The sequence below is a fragment of the Haloarcula halobia genome (assembly GCF_029338255.1).
GTDB lineage: Archaea > Halobacteriota > Halobacteria > Halobacteriales > Haloarculaceae > Haloarcula > Haloarcula halobia.
Genome location: NZ_CP119787.1, coordinates 1957195 through 1972144, shown reverse-complemented (window position 1 = coordinate 1972144; position 14950 = coordinate 1957195). Strand labels below are relative to the sequence as shown.

General features: G+C 59.4%; 15 protein-coding genes. 11 read left to right on the top strand and 4 right to left on the bottom strand.

Annotation, left to right across the window (positions count from 1 at the left end):
* The first annotated feature begins 100 nt into the window (after positions 1–100).
* The 5 genes from P1K88_RS10510 to P1K88_RS10490 all read left to right on the top strand — a co-directional run bounded on the left by P1K88_RS10510 (position 101) and on the right by P1K88_RS10490 (position 5590).
* Positions 101–988 (top strand): hypothetical protein, encoded by an 888-nt coding sequence (locus tag P1K88_RS10510; RefSeq protein WP_276410130.1) that lies wholly within the window; start codon positions 101–103, stop codon positions 986–988.
* A 346-nt stretch (positions 989–1334) separates the two neighbouring features.
* The gene (locus P1K88_RS10505) at positions 1335–2090 is read left to right on the top strand and encodes a DICT sensory domain-containing protein (RefSeq protein ID WP_276410129.1); all 756 of its coding nucleotides are present in this window, start codon (positions 1335–1337) and stop codon (positions 2088–2090) included.
* A 132-nt stretch (positions 2091–2222) separates the two neighbouring features.
* Complete coding sequence (locus tag P1K88_RS10500; protein ID WP_276410128.1) at positions 2223–3959, top strand: methyl-accepting chemotaxis protein; 1737 nt, start codon at positions 2223–2225, stop codon at positions 3957–3959.
* Complete coding sequence (locus P1K88_RS10495) at positions 3956–4426, top strand: chemotaxis protein CheW (protein WP_276410127.1); 471 nt, start codon at positions 3956–3958, stop codon at positions 4424–4426. Before P1K88_RS10500 ends, P1K88_RS10495 begins: the two co-directional genes overlap by 4 nt.
* Before the next feature lie 243 nt (positions 4427–4669).
* Entirely contained in the window at positions 4670–5590 is a 921-nt protein-coding gene (locus tag P1K88_RS10490; protein ID WP_276410126.1) for a transposase, read from the top strand.
* A gap of 281 nt (positions 5591–5871) precedes the next feature.
* On the opposite strand, the gene P1K88_RS10485 is transcribed toward P1K88_RS10490, so the two are convergent.
* Positions 5872–6912, bottom strand: a complete 1041-nt coding sequence (locus tag P1K88_RS10485; protein WP_276410125.1) for a tyrosine-type recombinase/integrase — start codon at positions 6910–6912, stop codon at positions 5872–5874.
* Complete coding sequence (locus P1K88_RS10480) at positions 6909–7325, bottom strand: DUF5805 domain-containing protein (RefSeq protein WP_276410124.1); 417 nt, start codon at positions 7323–7325, stop codon at positions 6909–6911. Before P1K88_RS10480 ends, P1K88_RS10485 begins: the two co-directional genes overlap by 4 nt.
* A gap of 990 nt (positions 7326–8315) precedes the next feature.
* Here P1K88_RS10480 and P1K88_RS10475 point away from each other — a divergent pair.
* A complete protein-coding gene (locus P1K88_RS10475; RefSeq protein WP_276410123.1) occupies positions 8316–8540 on the top strand; it encodes a hypothetical protein in 225 nt (74 codons plus the stop codon).
* Between the two features lie 413 nt (positions 8541–8953).
* Positions 8954–9256, top strand: a complete 303-nt coding sequence (locus tag P1K88_RS10470; RefSeq protein WP_276410122.1) for a HalOD1 output domain-containing protein — start codon at positions 8954–8956, stop codon at positions 9254–9256.
* A 30-nt stretch (positions 9257–9286) separates the two neighbouring features.
* Here P1K88_RS10470 and P1K88_RS10465 read toward each other — a convergent pair whose 3' ends face one another.
* Positions 9287–10090, bottom strand: coding sequence for a TrmB family transcriptional regulator (locus P1K88_RS10465; RefSeq protein ID WP_276410121.1), 804 nt, complete (start codon positions 10088–10090; stop codon positions 9287–9289).
* Between the two features lie 391 nt (positions 10091–10481).
* On the opposite strand from P1K88_RS10465, the gene P1K88_RS10460 reads away from it, so the two are divergent.
* Both P1K88_RS10460 and P1K88_RS10455 read left to right on the top strand, forming a co-directional pair.
* A complete protein-coding gene (locus P1K88_RS10460; protein ID WP_276410120.1) occupies positions 10482–11279 on the top strand; it encodes a TrmB family transcriptional regulator in 798 nt (265 codons plus the stop codon).
* 97 nt (positions 11280–11376) lie between these two features.
* Positions 11377–11706, top strand: a complete 330-nt coding sequence (locus P1K88_RS10455) for a HalOD1 output domain-containing protein (RefSeq protein ID WP_276410119.1) — start codon at positions 11377–11379, stop codon at positions 11704–11706.
* 26 nt (positions 11707–11732) lie between these two features.
* Here P1K88_RS10455 and P1K88_RS10450 read toward each other — a convergent pair whose 3' ends face one another.
* Positions 11733–12113 carry a DUF7344 domain-containing protein gene (locus tag P1K88_RS10450; RefSeq protein WP_276410118.1) on the bottom strand — a complete coding sequence of 127 codons (381 nt, stop codon included), beginning with the start codon at positions 12111–12113 and terminating at the stop codon, positions 11733–11735.
* A 231-nt stretch (positions 12114–12344) separates the two neighbouring features.
* On the opposite strand from P1K88_RS10450, the gene P1K88_RS10445 reads away from it, so the two are divergent.
* Positions 12345–12584: a hypothetical protein gene (locus tag P1K88_RS10445; protein WP_276410117.1), complete on the top strand. Its 240-nt coding sequence runs from the start codon at positions 12345–12347 to the stop codon at positions 12582–12584.
* A 409-nt stretch (positions 12585–12993) separates the two neighbouring features.
* Positions 12994–14802 (top strand): SLC13 family permease, encoded by a 1809-nt coding sequence (locus P1K88_RS10440; protein ID WP_276414138.1) that lies wholly within the window; start codon positions 12994–12996, stop codon positions 14800–14802.
* Positions 14803–14950: the final 148 nt, after the last annotated feature.

Below are 14950 nucleotides of genomic sequence, written 5' to 3'. Positions count from 1 at the left end.
GAACCCAGCCCCCTCTCGTTGCGAACGGCAGGATTGCTGTACTGATTCGGAGAGAGAGACCCAATCGTTTATCCACGATTCGTTCGTACCCTCTATGGTGATGCCCGGTAGACTGGTCAGCGATCTTCTCGCTACTCTCATCCGGGAGATCGCCCTGTGGGGTGGCGTCCTCTTGGTGCTCGCCAGCGGCCTGTCGTTCTACTGGGGGTGGAACAAGCGGAAACTGGCCTCAGTCGTTGCCAAAGCCCCTCGGCAAGCGATCGGTGAAGTTCGATCACCTGGAGTCGTTCGGATTCGGGGTGAAATCACCCCCAAGGTTGAGCAGGATACGTTCACGTCCCCGATCAAAAGCGACGAGAAGTGTGTTCTATCGGCGTGGGAGATCAAAGAGAAGTATGATACTCCCAAGACGAACTCGTGGGAGCGATCTGCGTGGGGTGTCAGAGCAGTCCCGTTTTTCCTTTCGAACGATGATGCGGAGATACTCGTCGACATAGACGACGTAGTCGTCGGGAACGAAACAGACGACGTGTTCACACCAGAAACCATCCTGTCTGTAGAAGGGGTATCTGTCGAGGGTCTCCAGTGTGAGTTCGAGACGTTCGATGTTCACGTAGAAACCGATTACGGCGAATCTCCACCAGAGCGGGTCAAAGAATTCGTAGATCAGACCGACGGATTGTCGGTAGATCCGATGACGACCACCGCCGGTGAGTACGTCGTTGATTCGAGTAAGCGGACGTACTTCGAACAGACGCTCAGCCCAGGAGATACCGTCAGTGTCCGTGGCTACGCTCGACCTCGACGTGACGGGATGGACTCCGCGAGTCGCCCGGCAGATCTCGTGCTGACACGCACAGCGGAGTCTGTACTGTATCTCTCAGAACGACCGCTCGACGAGCTACCGAACGGTGGTGGGGCCTTGCTATTCGGTCTATTGACTGGAATCCTCGGAGCGGGTTTTCTCGCGTTCCGGTTTGTACACTGACTACGGACATGCTCGGAACGGTTGTACTTCGGTGATGTGAGTCGGTCGTGGTGAGTTCGTGAGTGCGAGTCGGCGATGGAGTCGAGATGAGCGTACGAGGGCAGGCATCCCGTTCAGCAAAGCGGGTGATATTCGCACCGACAGGCCCCAGTTGAGGTGCGAACGACACGAAACGTTCACGGGATAGATACAGAGTATAATGACTAGAAAATAATTTGAGTTGTCTCATCAGCAGAGTAGTGTATAGAATAATTCGGACGAAGTTTCTTTCCCGAATAAGGGTATAATCACGACTGATAAAGAGAGAGTGATGGTTAACTACTCCAGCCATCGTAGCAGCAGGGTAATGAGCCTTCACGATCTGATCGAACAGGTTCAACAGCTCGAAAAAGATCTGGTACTGTTCAATGTCGATTCGACTGACCAGATCGGGGAGCGTCTCGCCGGCTACTTCGAAACACAGAACGTCCAAATCACAACCACCCGGACTGCGTCAGGACACCCAGCCGGTGTTGCTGTTCTCAGTAATCACGATGAGGTCCTCGGTAGATTTGATGTTGAGACACTACGCAATCTTGTTGATCACTCCCCGTCTCAGTCAGGTACTGTCGGTATTTCGGATGCGGAATACGGCGATATTCTCGGGCACCTCAAGGAGACGACGTTCACCTCGTACGACACCGAGCAGATGCTGTACGCATCTCGGGAAATCGAAGATCGTGCCCGCCGGGTCGGCGAGGGAACGATTCATGCGGGGTTTCAACGCTGTTCCGTTATGGCTGATCAGCGCGCTATCTACGCGGATCTCTCCCGACGAGGCCTTGATATTCATGCATACGGCATCGCTGATGTCGCACCGCCGGACATTGAGGGTGCACAGATACACACGACTACAACGGACGAAATTGCCGAGATGTGGTTCGTTGTCTTCGACGGTGGTACTGATGAGAGCCAACGTAGTGCGCTCCTCGCTGAGGAGCGTTCCGAGGATAGCTTCTACGGGGTGTGGACATACGACCCGCCGATAGTCGATTCGGTTATTGATTATCTCGAACAGACGTATCTTCTGTCAGAGAACTCGGCTCGATCTTCCGAAATCTAACTCCCAGACGTCGCTGAATACGTCATTTCAGATTGAACGAAAGGAGGACTAGAAGCACCTGAGCCAGTGTCCAAAATCATGTTTTGATAATTCGGGTGAAGATACTAATACCATAATTGACGACCTCTAGGAGTGAGCAAGCAAACCGAGCGAGACGGCCGTGCTGATGAACAGGCCGGGAGCACCGGATGGAACGATCTCTCTGAAACATCCGGTACCATCGTTGGCAGCCTCCTCGGCAGTAACGACGACGAGTCGGAGACTGTCGATCCAGAAGATGAAACGGCAGAACCGCCGGCTAAAGCCGAGCAGAGCAACACCGAAGCAACCCGCTCGGATGACGCGCAGGCGCTCGTCCGAAGTATCCTCAACGGGTTACAGGAACCGACGATTGTGGTTGATGCTGACGGCCAGATCACCCATATCAACTCGCAGGCGCTGGACCTGTACGACGTGACCGAGCGTGAGGCGGTCGGAACCGCCTCTCATGCATTACAGGCCGATGGGAGTCCAGCCAGCGATATCGTCTCCGAGGCACTTGAGCGCGGCGAGGATATTCAGCAACGCGAGGAGACGATGCTCGTCGCCGGTCAGGAAACACCACTCGAACGGACAGCGACACTGCTGTACACCGACGATGACGCGTTCGCTGGCGCGATGCTCATTGAGAAGGACGTGACCGACCGTCACCGTCAGCGCCAGAAAACACAATTTCTCGAACAATACCAGCAGGACGTTCTTGACGATCTTCAGGACAAACTCGCCCGGTTCGCAGAGGGCGATCTCACGATTGACCCGACGGTCCCACAGCCTGAGGAAGACTACGAAGAGGCCGAAGAGGTCTACGAGGAGTACACGCGTCTGAATGATCACCTCAATAGAGCCACGGATAATATCCGCGACATCGTGGCAACGCTCACCGAGAATGCCGACGAATTGAGCGATACCAGCGAGTCGCTTAGCGCTAGCAGCGAGGAAGTGACCGCCTCGATCCAGCAGATCGATGCGTCCTCGACCGAACTGGCGGACGGTTCAGACGATCTTGCCGGAGAGACCCAGCACGCCAGTAAGAATATCGATGACCTCTCGGCGTCAATCGAGGAAATCACGGCCACCATCCAGCAGATCGATTCACAGTCCGAAGAGGTTGCGGATATCGCTTCGAAGGGTGTCGATGACGCGTCAGAAGCTGTTGATCAGATTCGAGACGCGACAGACGCAACTTCGACAGTCGCGCAGCGCATCAACTCGCTTGAAGAGAGTATGGCGGAGGTCGGCGATATCATCGACATGATCGCGGATATTGCGGACCAGACGAACATGCTCGCGTTGAACGCGAATATCGAGGCGGCTCGCGCGGGGGATGCTGGCGAAGGGTTCGCTGTCGTGGCTAACGAGGTCAAAACGCTCGCCGAAGAGTCACAGGAATCGGCCGACGAGATCACCGGCATCATCACAGATGTCCAGGACCAGACGACAGACCTCGTCGAGAGTATCACCGAGGCCAATGGTGAAGTCGCAGACGGAGCCGACGAAGTGGAAGCGCTTGTCGAGCGGCTTGAGGCAATTGACGAGCGGGCCACCCAGACCAGTGATGGACTTGAGGAGATCACCGGAGCCGTCGAATCGCAGGCCGAAAACGCCGAAACGGTTAGCCACGTCATCGAGGATGCTGCCGGTATGAGCGAGGAGATCACGGCGTCGATCCAACAGATTTCGAGCGGGATTGACGAACAGTCCGCGGCGATGCAGGAGGTGGCAGCGAACGCCCAACAGCTCTCGGCGATGAGTAATCAACTGCATGACCGTGTTGGCGTGTTCAAAGTGGCTGCCGACGAGAACGCAAACCTCTCGGAGACAACTCGATGAGTACCACAGACGCGGGGCGGGACACGCCAACTATCGAGGAGTCACAGGTACTGACGTTCACGCTCGGTGATGCAACCTACTGTCTCGCCATCGAATACGTGGAAGAAATCGTTGATGGTGAGGAGATAACGACTCTCCCGGACTCCGAAGAACATGTTGAGGGGGTCATGGATCTCCGGGGTCGCACCACAACGATCATCAATCCGGACACGATTCTGGACACCGACAGGACAGCACTAGTTACTGATGGCGGAAGCAACAACCACCGAATCATCGTCCTCGACTCGAAAGCAGTCGATACTTCGTCCCCGGTTGGATGGGTCGTCTCTGACGTTCACGAAGTGAAAACCGTCACCCAGGAGGTGATTGATACTGAAGCGGTCGAAGACACTGACCTCCTTTGGGGACTCATTACCGAGGACGACGAATTCACGCTCTGGTTGAACCCGTCAGAACTTGTTGTGTGAGGCGGCAACCAAGCCTTTTGAGCAAACCAATCGGAACATCCTTGCAGGAGAGTCGCTGTATGTCCGACAATCAAAACCGCCCACTTGGCAACCAGTGTGTCCCTCTCAGACAGACGAATACACCGGAAGCACAATTCTGGTCATATTCTCTAACCAGTTTCAGAAACAATTCGGAAGTTTCGGAAACAACACCCTTCCATTTACAACCACAGGATTGCGTCGACGCCGTATGATCACGGTTCGGTGTTCGGTGTTCGAGCGAAGATTGCGCTGGATATCACGTACGTCGCCTACTACGGTAATCGTGACGAACTCGTGTGGGTGCAAGGTGCACCTGAAGACAAGGAATACCGGTGGTGCCACCAGTTCGCCACGGTAGTCATCGTCGGTGAGAACACGCACTACGTGGTCGGTGTGACGCCGCTTGGGAGCCCAGAGTGGGCTGACAACGAAGCGTACACGGATGCGGATAAGTCCTACAATGTCGGTGACGTGGCGCGACGGCTACTCTCGATTGCTGACGAGTATGTCAACGTCCGCACGGTGTACGCGGACCGCGAGTTCCACGCTGCGGACGTGATCTACACGCTGGAGCAGAAAGGCCTGAAGTACGTGATTCCGGCAAAGAAAGGACAGCACCGAATCGGGCCGATGTGTGACGATTTTCCTGACCTGAAGAGTGGGTACGATGAGGAGAAAGACACGCCGTTGTACGTGAAGGAAGACCACGCAATCTACGGGAAAGTGAAGGACAAGACGACGAACACGCGGGTGACGACGAATGTGGTGATACTCCCGCCAAACGAGGACGATGAAACGCATGAGGACGGGTCACCGCAACCGTTCCTAACGAATCTCGACGTGAGTGATGAGCTGCCGCACGAGCGACGGTGGGCGACCAAGAAGATGAACGAGTACTCGGACCGTGGTGCGATCGAGAATTCGTATTCGTCGATCAAGGAAGCTGCTGCGTGGACGACGTCGAAAGAGTTCGAAGTGCGGCGGTTCCATTTCGCGTTCGGTTGCCTCGTCTACAATATGTGGCTCCTGGTGGATTTCCTCACACAGGAACGCCTTGGGGTGCTTGAAACGCGGAAGAAACCGCGCATCCGTCTCAGGCGGTTTTTGGACTGGCTCGAGAAGGAGTTGGTCACACTCGTTTAATCCTCGTTCCGGGTTCGCGCTTCGTGAGAGCCATCAGTAGGCACCGCAGCTATTTTTCGGTCAGTTTCAGGGTATTTTCGTGGGTAGTCGCATTTTCTGATAGGTCTCGGTGGTAGGTCGGGGGTGAGAATCCAGGGGTAGAGCGTCAGAACTGGGTGAATCCGTGAACGCTCAGCGGGGCATTCGCAACATCAGGCCCCAATTTCGATATAGCGGTATATGATTTATGAGTTCGATACCGAACAGTTTGTGTCGTTCAAGAATTATAGAATATCTGATTTTCAGGGTAGCAGACGGTAGATATTGGATTCGTAGACTGCCCTGATGCGGTTACCCCACTCGTGGGTGTAGGTGTCGATCACGTCCTGGGCGACGTCGCCCCTGAGGTACTTCACGACGCCCCTGTCGCCGGTCCGGTCACGCAGGTGCGTGGTGAAGAAGTGTCGGAAGTAATGTGGAGTGACGTTCTCCTCGGCGCCGCCACCATCACGGTACCATCCGCGCTCCCTCGCGTGTGTCTCCACGATGTGATGGACCATGTCCGGCGTGAGACGCTGCCCCCAGCTGCCGCTCGTCGAGAGGAAGAGTGGCTCAGCATCGGATCTCGGATCGGGTCGAATGGCCAGCCACCGGCGCAGCACGGCAGCCAGTTCGTCGTCGACGGGCACCGTCGTGTCGCGCTTTCGCTTGTTCGACGCCGTCCGTTCCTCGCCGTTGACCACACTCCCGCGCGCCGGCCCCGCAGACACGTACAGCGAGTCTGGACGACCGTCGAGAGCGGCCCTGGCTGGCACGGAGGGCCGGGGCCCGGGGTCTTCGAGGTTCAGGTCCCGGACATCGAGGTTACAGAGTTCGCCGACACGCATCCCGGTCTTCAAGAGCGTGACGACGACCGACCGCTCCAGCGGATGACCGACGTCGGCGACGAATGCTCGCATCGCCTGGACGTCGATCTCGCGGCGCGTCGGATCGGTGTTGATAGACTCGTCCATCTCCTCCATGACCAGGGTCATCGGGTTGCTTTCGAAGGTTCCGACCTGGGTCATGTAGGCGAAAAATCGGTGGAGGTACGACGCGTACGTCGCGACCGTGCTCTCGCTCTTGTCGCCGCGGAGGCTGTGAACGTATGCCATGCAGTCCCGATGGCTGGCGTCCCCGATCGACACCGGACGGCCACCTGCGGCGAGGAAGGATTCGAAGTCACGGAGCACTCGCTCGTAAAACGTCCGAGTCCGGTCGGTCTTCCCGTGGAACGTGATGTCGTCGAGGAAGTACCCGACTGCGTCCTCGTCGGGGCCGGGACCGGCAGTCTCGGAACTCATCGGTCGCGGACGTACCCCCCGTGGCGACCACTGTACCTGACCTCCCCCCGCGACTGCAGTTCCTGGAGCGTCTCGTCTAAGCGCGCCTCGATGTCGTCAGTGAGTTCGGTGAGCAACTCGTCCCAGTCGTAGTGCCCACCGTCAGAGAGCGTCCGGAGGACCCGGTCTTCGAGGCCCTCACCCCCAGGGGTGGCGTCCCGAGAACGGGGTTCCTCGGGAGTAGGCTCTGGACCGTCGTCCGGCGAACTAGATTCGGGCGGTTCGAACCCGCTGCGTCCCGCCTGCACCATCGTCCGGACGAACTCGCTTTGACTCATGTCGAGTTCGTCCGCGTGGTCCTGCCAGCGGGCTTTCTGGTAGGCGGGAACGTACGTCCGGACGACCGCGCGCTCGGTTCCGTCGTCACTCGACATGTGAGGGCCCACTCACGCGACCATTATCAAAGTATTCCCATCCGCACGGATAAACACACTTATTCGTAAATATGGGTATGCCTCAGCGGGTCTTTTGATACTGTCCACACAGATAAGCGGTCATCGGGTGGTTTTGCGTGCGACACCGACAAACTACGAGCACAAATATAAATTCTGGTGGGCCCGGCGTGTGGCGACGACCGACTGGTCCCCAGGCGAGAGCCACCGGGTCGAGCGATCAGTCCCTCCGGTCGGCCGGGCTGCAGATTCCCGAGTAGTCGGGCGGAACACATCGCGGCCGTCCGAGTGGTCCCGCTGGACGGCCAATCGTGACCCGTTCGACTCGGCCTCCGAACGGCCCGGCAGTCCCTGCAGCGCCGGCAGATCGATCCAACCCGTAGACTCGTGGCAGCGAGGTAACCAGCCTACCGCTTGACCGGACAACGCAGTGCAGGGCCTCCCCCGGTACTCTCGGCGGATTGCCCGACCGGGAGCGCCAGTCTCTCCACCCCGAAGCGACTCTCAGTAACTGCCAACAGGTACCTTCAGGCGGCGTACGCGGGCGTATAGCCGAATCTGCAGTCCCGACTGCGGAACGAACGCAGGCGCAAGTGAACCACCGACAGGGACGATCCTGATGCCTGCGGCCCAGTGACGCATGGCTCGCAGACTTGACGTTTGCCTCCCGCCTGACGATAATTGGGGCTCGGTGGTGAGCTACCCACGGAAGAAAGCGTTGCACCCCCTCCCACACATCGGGACCGCGCTGTCGACGGGACCGTAAAGCATCCTTCGACGAGACGAGTGTGACGCTGTTCGATGGGGACGGCAGCCTGCTGAGCTGGCTCGAGAAGCCGAGATCGGCGCTTTCCGGTAGTTCACTACCGGTTCCCGAAGAGACCCTCTTACTCTCTGACCGGCTAGACGGACATATGAACGGCGCTCACAGCGGGGGCTGGCGAGGGCAACGTTCGGGACGGGAGGCAGACGATGGCATCTGAACCGGAACTCCTGTTCATGGTGGCGGTCGTCCTCGTCGTGATGGTCCTCAGATCGTCGGGTCGCTCTATCTACTCCGGTACCTCGTGCGATACACGTTCGAGTCCTAGCCTCGTGGCCCCCTTCTTCGGGGGGTTCCGCGGCCGCCAGGAGCTCAGCATCGCGATAAGTGTCGTTTCGGAAGAGGTACTGGGACGTTCGCTCTCGCCCGCGTAAATCGCATATCGCTATACAGAACACCATCCGCTGGAAGCCGAAACTGCCGCGGGATTACCGGGGCTAAGATGCCTGGGTCTGGCCGAATCGACGGGTGGATACTCCCCAGATCGCTCTCGGAACGACCATCCCTGGGACGCTTCCGGCCAGATGGCCGAATTTCGTCGAGCCCGGTCGTTCGAGCTATCAGCGATAGTCCCATCGCCGAGCTGGTGGCGTGATGAATCCGATACGCCTGCTTCGAACAGAATACTCGCTCGACGCCGGCCGGAAGTTGCCGTATCCTCGGGTCTCGTTCGACTCCACCGACCGAGCGGTGCAATCATGCACAGGTGACCCGTCCGTCCGAACCTGTTTTGATAAACTGGGTGAAAACCGTCGGTGCTTTTGAACGTCTAGGATGAAATACAACTATGGAGTACGATATCGGGCCGAACGAATCGGTCAGCACGGCCGTCGTACGCGCGGTGAGCGCAGTCGATGGCCGTCAACCGTGCGCACTCCGACCGCTGACGGATGTCGTCGATCCGACTGCGTTAGATACCCTGTTCGAACCGCTGTACGACGGAACTCCCCGGACGGGCGGACGCATCTCGTTCGTTTACAACGATTGTTGCGTCACGATCGACAATGGTGAGTATCTCACGCTCCAGTTGATCGAAGACCGTTTGTCCGACGAACGCCCACGGGAACCCTCTGACGGGTTCGTCCGCTGACGGCGTAGCACGTAGCCGCTCGTCGGGAGATCACTGCTTGGGATCACGGGCGGTCAGCAACCCCTGTGCCATGAGCCGCCGGGAAATGACGACCAGTCCGTTCCCGAATCCCTCCCCGAATATGGCCTGTTCCTCCTTGGTCCCGGGCATGAGCGAACTCACGAGGATCGTCGATCGGTCGATCAGAAGGAGCCGGCCGATCGCCGCCTCGTTTTCGCTATCGGCCTCGCCATGTAGCCACTCCAGGCCAGAGATGAATGTCGTAGCGTCCGGCACGGCCGTCTGGATCTGCTCTTGAAGGGACTCCGTCAGCGCGCCGATGAGAAGGTCGACCCCGTTACCGACGTCGTTGAGGCTGGTAACGAGATCGTCGGTCAGCAGTGACTCGTCGCCGACGACCAACACGACTTCCTCCGATGCGTCCTCGATGAGTTGATCGATCCGATTTTCGATCGCGTCACGCCCGGTCATCGCCCATATCTGCTGGATGGGAGTCTCGTCGTCCTGCTCGACGACCTCGACCGTATCCAGCGCATCGTGGAGGCGCTCGACGCGGTCCTCGTACTGGTCGCGCAGGGTCTCGGTCGCCTCATCGAGCGGCACTGCCCGGAACTGCTGTGGACTCGAATGCTGTATCTCGACGAGGCCGTGTGCCTCCAGCACTCGGATCGCATCGTAGACCCGCGTGCGGGGCACCTCCGTCATCTCACTCAGTTGCTTTGCTGTTCCCGTGTGGAGACGGGACAGGCCGACGAAGCATCGCGCCTCGTATTCCTTCAGGCCGAGTTGCTGGAGGACTTCGATTGCCTCTTCCAGACTGTCATTAGTGGTCATGTGTCCCAGCCTCACGGGGTGTTCCCCAGTGACTCGTACTGAGGTTTGCCCCCGAGACGGATATGGTTTGTTACTGAGTTCGTTACGGTGGTTACCGGAAGGACGTGATACAGCCGCTATGGCGCCCTGAAACAGCCGCCCGGACACTAATCCCTGGGCTCATTGTAATTATTATAGTTACAACGGCCGGAGATGCGTATCGTCGCGCAGAGATGCAGACTGACGAACGAACAGTAAAGTCACCCGTTTAATCACAAAAAGTATTTACCGCGAAGAGGCCAAGCAGTTACTCGGCGCGCGAACGAGTACTCTGTCCCACCCACACCACTGCTGCGTGCCGGCCGGGGTACTCCACCTGGCCGGGACATACCGCCCCAATGCCGCCAGATCGATGAACCACGACCCCACAGAGGACCCACAGGCTGTCGCGATAGAGCAACTCGAACGGTTCGGGCTGAGTGCATACGCCGCACGGACGTTCGTCGCGCTCGCAAGCCTCGGTACGGGGACTGCCAGAGACGTCAGCCAGGCCTCGGATGTGCCCCGCACCAGAGTCTACGACGCGATCGACGAGTTACACGACCGGGGACTCGTCGATATCCTCCAGTCGTCACCCAAGGAGTTCTGGGCGATATCCGCCGAAACCGCGAGTCGGACGTTCGAACGCGAGCTCCAGCACCGCACGGAACTCTTCCAGACAGCGCTGAGTGAACTCGAACCCGTCGACCGACGGGTCGAACAGCGTGGCGTCTGGACGGTAAACGGGCAGCCGGCGGTCACCGACCGTGTGCTGGATTTCTTCGACAACGCGGAGGAGGAGCTCGTCTACATGACCGTCGAAGAATTACTTACCGAAGATCTGATCGAGGGATTAAGCGAGGCCACAGAGCGGGGCGTTTCGATCAAGCTCGGTGGGGTGTCGACGGAGGTCCAGGAACGCATCCAGGACGAGATCCCCGGCGCGACGATGTTCCAGTCGCTGTGGGTCTGGTCGGATACGTCGGCGGGACGGCTCATGATGGTCGACGGACGGAAAACCCTCGTGAGTGCGCTCGTCAACGGCGCGGACGCGAGCCCGTCCGATCCGCGGTCGGAGACCGCCATCTGGGGAGAGGGTGAGACGAACAGCCTGGTCGTGGTCTTGAAGGCGATATTCACCGGCCGACTCGACGTGGAGGAGCCGACGTGACGGAATCCAACACCAGCAGATCGACCAGCAACATGACTCCATACCATCACAGCCGACGTGGCCGGGGACCCGCAGCAACGCACGGGCGGTCACACGCATGACCGACTCCGATAGAGGAGCGGGGCACGACCCGACGGCCGACGCGGACGGTGTCGTTCGGGCCGAGTACGACTGGTCGTCGGTGACCCCGAGCACAGCGGTCATCGAGACCGTCGCAATCGCGAGAAACAGCGAGCCCACGGGGTTCGAACCGATGTACCACTCGGTCGATACGGACGCGCTGAATGCACTCTTCGGTTCCGACGGGCGCCACGCGGCTGGCGGGGTCAGTACTGTTTCGTTCGCGTTCGCCGGGCATGATGTAACGGTTCGAGACACCGGACTCGTCGTCATCCAGCCTACCGAGTCGCGACACGAATCAGCGTAACACGGGCGGAATGTTCCATCACTGAATCACCGATCCGGACGACCCGGAGTCTCCCGGTGGGAGTCAATGGCGTCGGGGCTTCGGCGTGACACGTCTCCAGGGAGCGAGTCGAGTACCGTCTCGACCCGTTCGTCGGGATGGTACCGGACTGCCCCGGTCCGATGGTCGAAGTCGACGACACCGTGGTCCGCTAACTTCGGCAGGTGCGTGTGTTGGAGTTGAATAGCGAGGACTTCACGGTCATGCAGTGGTCCGTTTTTGGCGTCTGACGCTCGAGTGAACAGTTGCTCGACGAGGTCGTCGAACGTCGTATTCCCACCGGCCTCGTGGCGCAGGTGGTGGATGATCTGACGTCGGTGCTGGTCGGCGACGATCCGGAGGCACCTGTCGAGGTCGTGGTTCGTCATACTGCTGTATCTCTACCGAAGTGGGGTAAACTATGGTAATTTTAACACTAGCGTGTATTTTTGATTACGTGAGTTACACTCGCGTTCCCCGATGGAGGCGATCGCGAGCGTATCCTTACTGCTATCCGAGCCGGAGAGATCGGGGGGACGGAACCCGATCCCGTGCAACCGGGCCGGACTCGACTGTGAGCCACGGCAGGAAGTTATCCCGTTGGAGACCCAACCACGAGTATGTCTCACTACGAGGCGTCCTTCGAGATAGACTCGAAGACCGATTCCTACGCCGCGCTACGCATGCTAGAGCAGGTATTCGATACCATTCGAGAAGAATCGCGGAGCGTTCGAGACGGGACGGACGACGGCGAGGCACTCTTAGAAGAGTTCCGGACGCTTCGAGACGCAGCGAAGCGCCGATCGCCGGGGCGACTGACCATCACCTACGAACAGTACGACGGCGGATTCGAGGACTGATGTCGTGGACTCGTCGTTGAGGCCGATCTGACCCAGAGCGTATTCGACGGAATCGCGACCAGCGGCGATGTCCCCGAAGCAGTCGTGGGCGACAGCCGGGACGAATTTGATATCGCTGGGCAGGAACAGTCCCTCGAGAGACGAGGCGACAGAGGGTACGTCGTCGACGGTGGAGTCACAATTCAGGACGTAAACGGTCGACCCGGTAGCCGATGGGAGAGCGGCAGGTGGGGAACACGACTCACACCCAACGATCACCGGTACCGGCGACCACGGACACCTGAACGCGATACAGGAGTCTGTCCGGGAAACCAGTCCTTTTCCCTCCGAGGCGCTTCCGTCCGGTATGGCGTTCTTTTCGGCACCTCTGGTCGTTCAAGGCCTGGCCGCTACCCCCGTAACGGCCGAGATGCTCGTCGTCTTCGCTCTCATTCTCCTCGCGCTCGTGCTCTTTGCGACCGAGCGGTTCCCGATCGACGTCACCGCCATCTTGATCATGGTTCTGTTGATGGTACTCGAACCGTGGACGCAGATCTCGCCGCGGGAAGGGATCTCGGGGTTCGCGAACCCGGCGACGATCACGGTGCTGGCGATGCTCATTCTGAGTACGGGGATCAATCGGACCGGTCTCGTCCAGTTGATCGGGCGAAAGATGGCCGCGTTCGCCGGGACCGACCGTCGCAAGCAACTCGCCGCGACGGTCGGCGTCACCGGTCCAGTCTCGGGGTTCATCAACAACACGCCGGTCGTCGCGATCCTGGTCCCCGTGATCGCCGATCTCGCACACGAGGGAAATACCTCGCCGTCGAAGCTCCTGATGCCGCTGTCGTTCGCGTCGATGCTCGGGGGGACGCTCACACTCATCGGGACGTCGACGAACATCCTCGCGAGCGACATCGCAGCCCAGATCGGGGCCGAGTCGCCCGAGCTCGGATTACACGCGTTCGGGATGTTCGAGTTCACCAAACTCGGCGTCGTCGTCTTCGCCGTCGGTGCCCTCTATCTCATGACGATCGGCGTGCGACTCCTTCCCGAACGGATCCCGGCTGACGAGGACCTCGTCGAGGAGTACGCGCTCCAGGAGTACCTCGCTGACGTCACCGTCCCGGCGGACTCACCACTGGTCGGCCACACCGTCGGGGAGGCGCTCGGCGAGGAGGACCTCGATATCGACGTGTTACAGCTGATTCGATACGGCGAGCGGTTCGACGAACCCCTCGCTCGAAAAGAGATCCACGAGAACGACACGCTCAGACTCAGGACGAACCGGGAGACGCTCGAGTACATCATGGATGCGGAAGGGCTCACACTGTCGGGCGGGCCCCAAACCGAGGACGACCTGGGTCCGGAGGCCGATGAGCCGGTCCTCGTCGAAGTCGTCGTCCCGTCGGGGTCGTTTCTCGTCGGCGAGACGCTGACGAGTTCGACGTTCCGACAGCGCTACGACGCGAACGTGCTGGCCTTTCGCACCCGCGGAGACGTCGTCCGGGACCGGTTCGAGGACATCCGCATTCGCGTCGGCGATACCCTCCTGGTCCAGGCACCGCCCGATAGCCTCACCCGCCTCGTCGAGAACGAGGATTTCATCGTCGCCCACGAGTTCGACGAGGTGAGCTACCGGAGCGAGAAGATTCCGTTCGCGGTCGCCATCATCGCGGGCGTGGTCGCACTGCCGGCGTTGAATATCCTCCCGATCGTCGTCTCAGCACTCGCTGGCGTGGTTGCGATGATCTTCACCGGCGTTCTCAAGCCGACAGAACTCTACTCGTCCGTCGAGTGGAACGTGATCTTCCTCCTCGCCGGCGTCATCCCGCTCGGTATCGCCTTACAGCAGACGGGCGCTGCGGCGCTGCTCGGTGATGCCGTCGCGGCGACGTCGGTGTTCTTGCCACCGCTCGGCGTCCTGTGGGTCTTCTACCTCGCGACAGGGTTGTTGACGAGTGTCATCAGCAACAACGCGAGCGTCGTGTTGATGATTCCGGTGGCTGCCAACGCCGCCCAGTCGATCGGCGCGAACGCCTTCGCGTTCGTGCTGGCGGTCACGTTCGCAGCCTCGACGGCGTTCATGACGCCGGTGGGCTACCAGACGAATCTCTTCGTCTACGGACCCGGTGGGTACACGTTTACTGACTTCATCCGGGTCGGGGCCCCACTGCAGTTCCTCCTCTCGATCGTCACCACGCTCGGTATCGCGTTCTTCTGGGGAGTCAGCGTGTGAGACGACCTGTGCTGCCCGCGATGGTGCGCCACCGTCACTCCCGCCGACCGGACGTGTCGTACGAACGTTGATCGCCCCGGCCGTTCACGGAGGAGTCTGCCCGAGTTGACAGACGAACGATAACTCGTCGTTCGCGCGCGTACCGGCT

Excerpts from the sequence above, each read along its gene's own strand:
- P1K88_RS10445 (WP_276410117.1), top strand. The coding sequence starts at position 12,345 with ATGTCTCACTACGAGGCGTCCTTCGAGATAGACTCGAAGACCGATTCC.
- P1K88_RS10475 (WP_276410123.1), top strand. The coding sequence starts at position 8,316 with ATGGCATCTGAACCGGAACTCCTGTTCATGGTGGCGGTCGTCCTCGTC.
- P1K88_RS10465 (WP_276410121.1), bottom strand. The coding sequence starts at position 10,090 with ATGACCACTAATGACAGTCTGGAAGAGGCAATCGAAGTCCTCCAGCAA.
- P1K88_RS10455 (WP_276410119.1), top strand. The coding sequence starts at position 11,377 with ATGACCGACTCCGATAGAGGAGCGGGGCACGACCCGACGGCCGACGCG.
- P1K88_RS10440 (WP_276414138.1), top strand. The coding sequence starts at position 12,994 with ATGCTCGTCGTCTTCGCTCTCATTCTCCTCGCGCTCGTGCTCTTTGCG.
- P1K88_RS10485 (WP_276410125.1), bottom strand. The coding sequence starts at position 6,912 with ATGAGTTCCGAGACTGCCGGTCCCGGCCCCGACGAGGACGCAGTCGGG.
- P1K88_RS10480 (WP_276410124.1), bottom strand. The coding sequence starts at position 7,325 with ATGTCGAGTGACGACGGAACCGAGCGCGCGGTCGTCCGGACGTACGTT.
- P1K88_RS10450 (WP_276410118.1), bottom strand. The coding sequence starts at position 12,113 with ATGACGAACCACGACCTCGACAGGTGCCTCCGGATCGTCGCCGACCAG.
- P1K88_RS10495 (WP_276410127.1), top strand. The coding sequence starts at position 3,956 with ATGAGTACCACAGACGCGGGGCGGGACACGCCAACTATCGAGGAGTCA.
- P1K88_RS10505 (WP_276410129.1), top strand. The coding sequence starts at position 1,335 with ATGAGCCTTCACGATCTGATCGAACAGGTTCAACAGCTCGAAAAAGAT.
- P1K88_RS10460 (WP_276410120.1), top strand. The coding sequence starts at position 10,482 with ATGAACCACGACCCCACAGAGGACCCACAGGCTGTCGCGATAGAGCAA.
- P1K88_RS10470 (WP_276410122.1), top strand. The coding sequence starts at position 8,954 with ATGGAGTACGATATCGGGCCGAACGAATCGGTCAGCACGGCCGTCGTA.
- P1K88_RS10510 (WP_276410130.1), top strand. The coding sequence starts at position 101 with ATGCCCGGTAGACTGGTCAGCGATCTTCTCGCTACTCTCATCCGGGAG.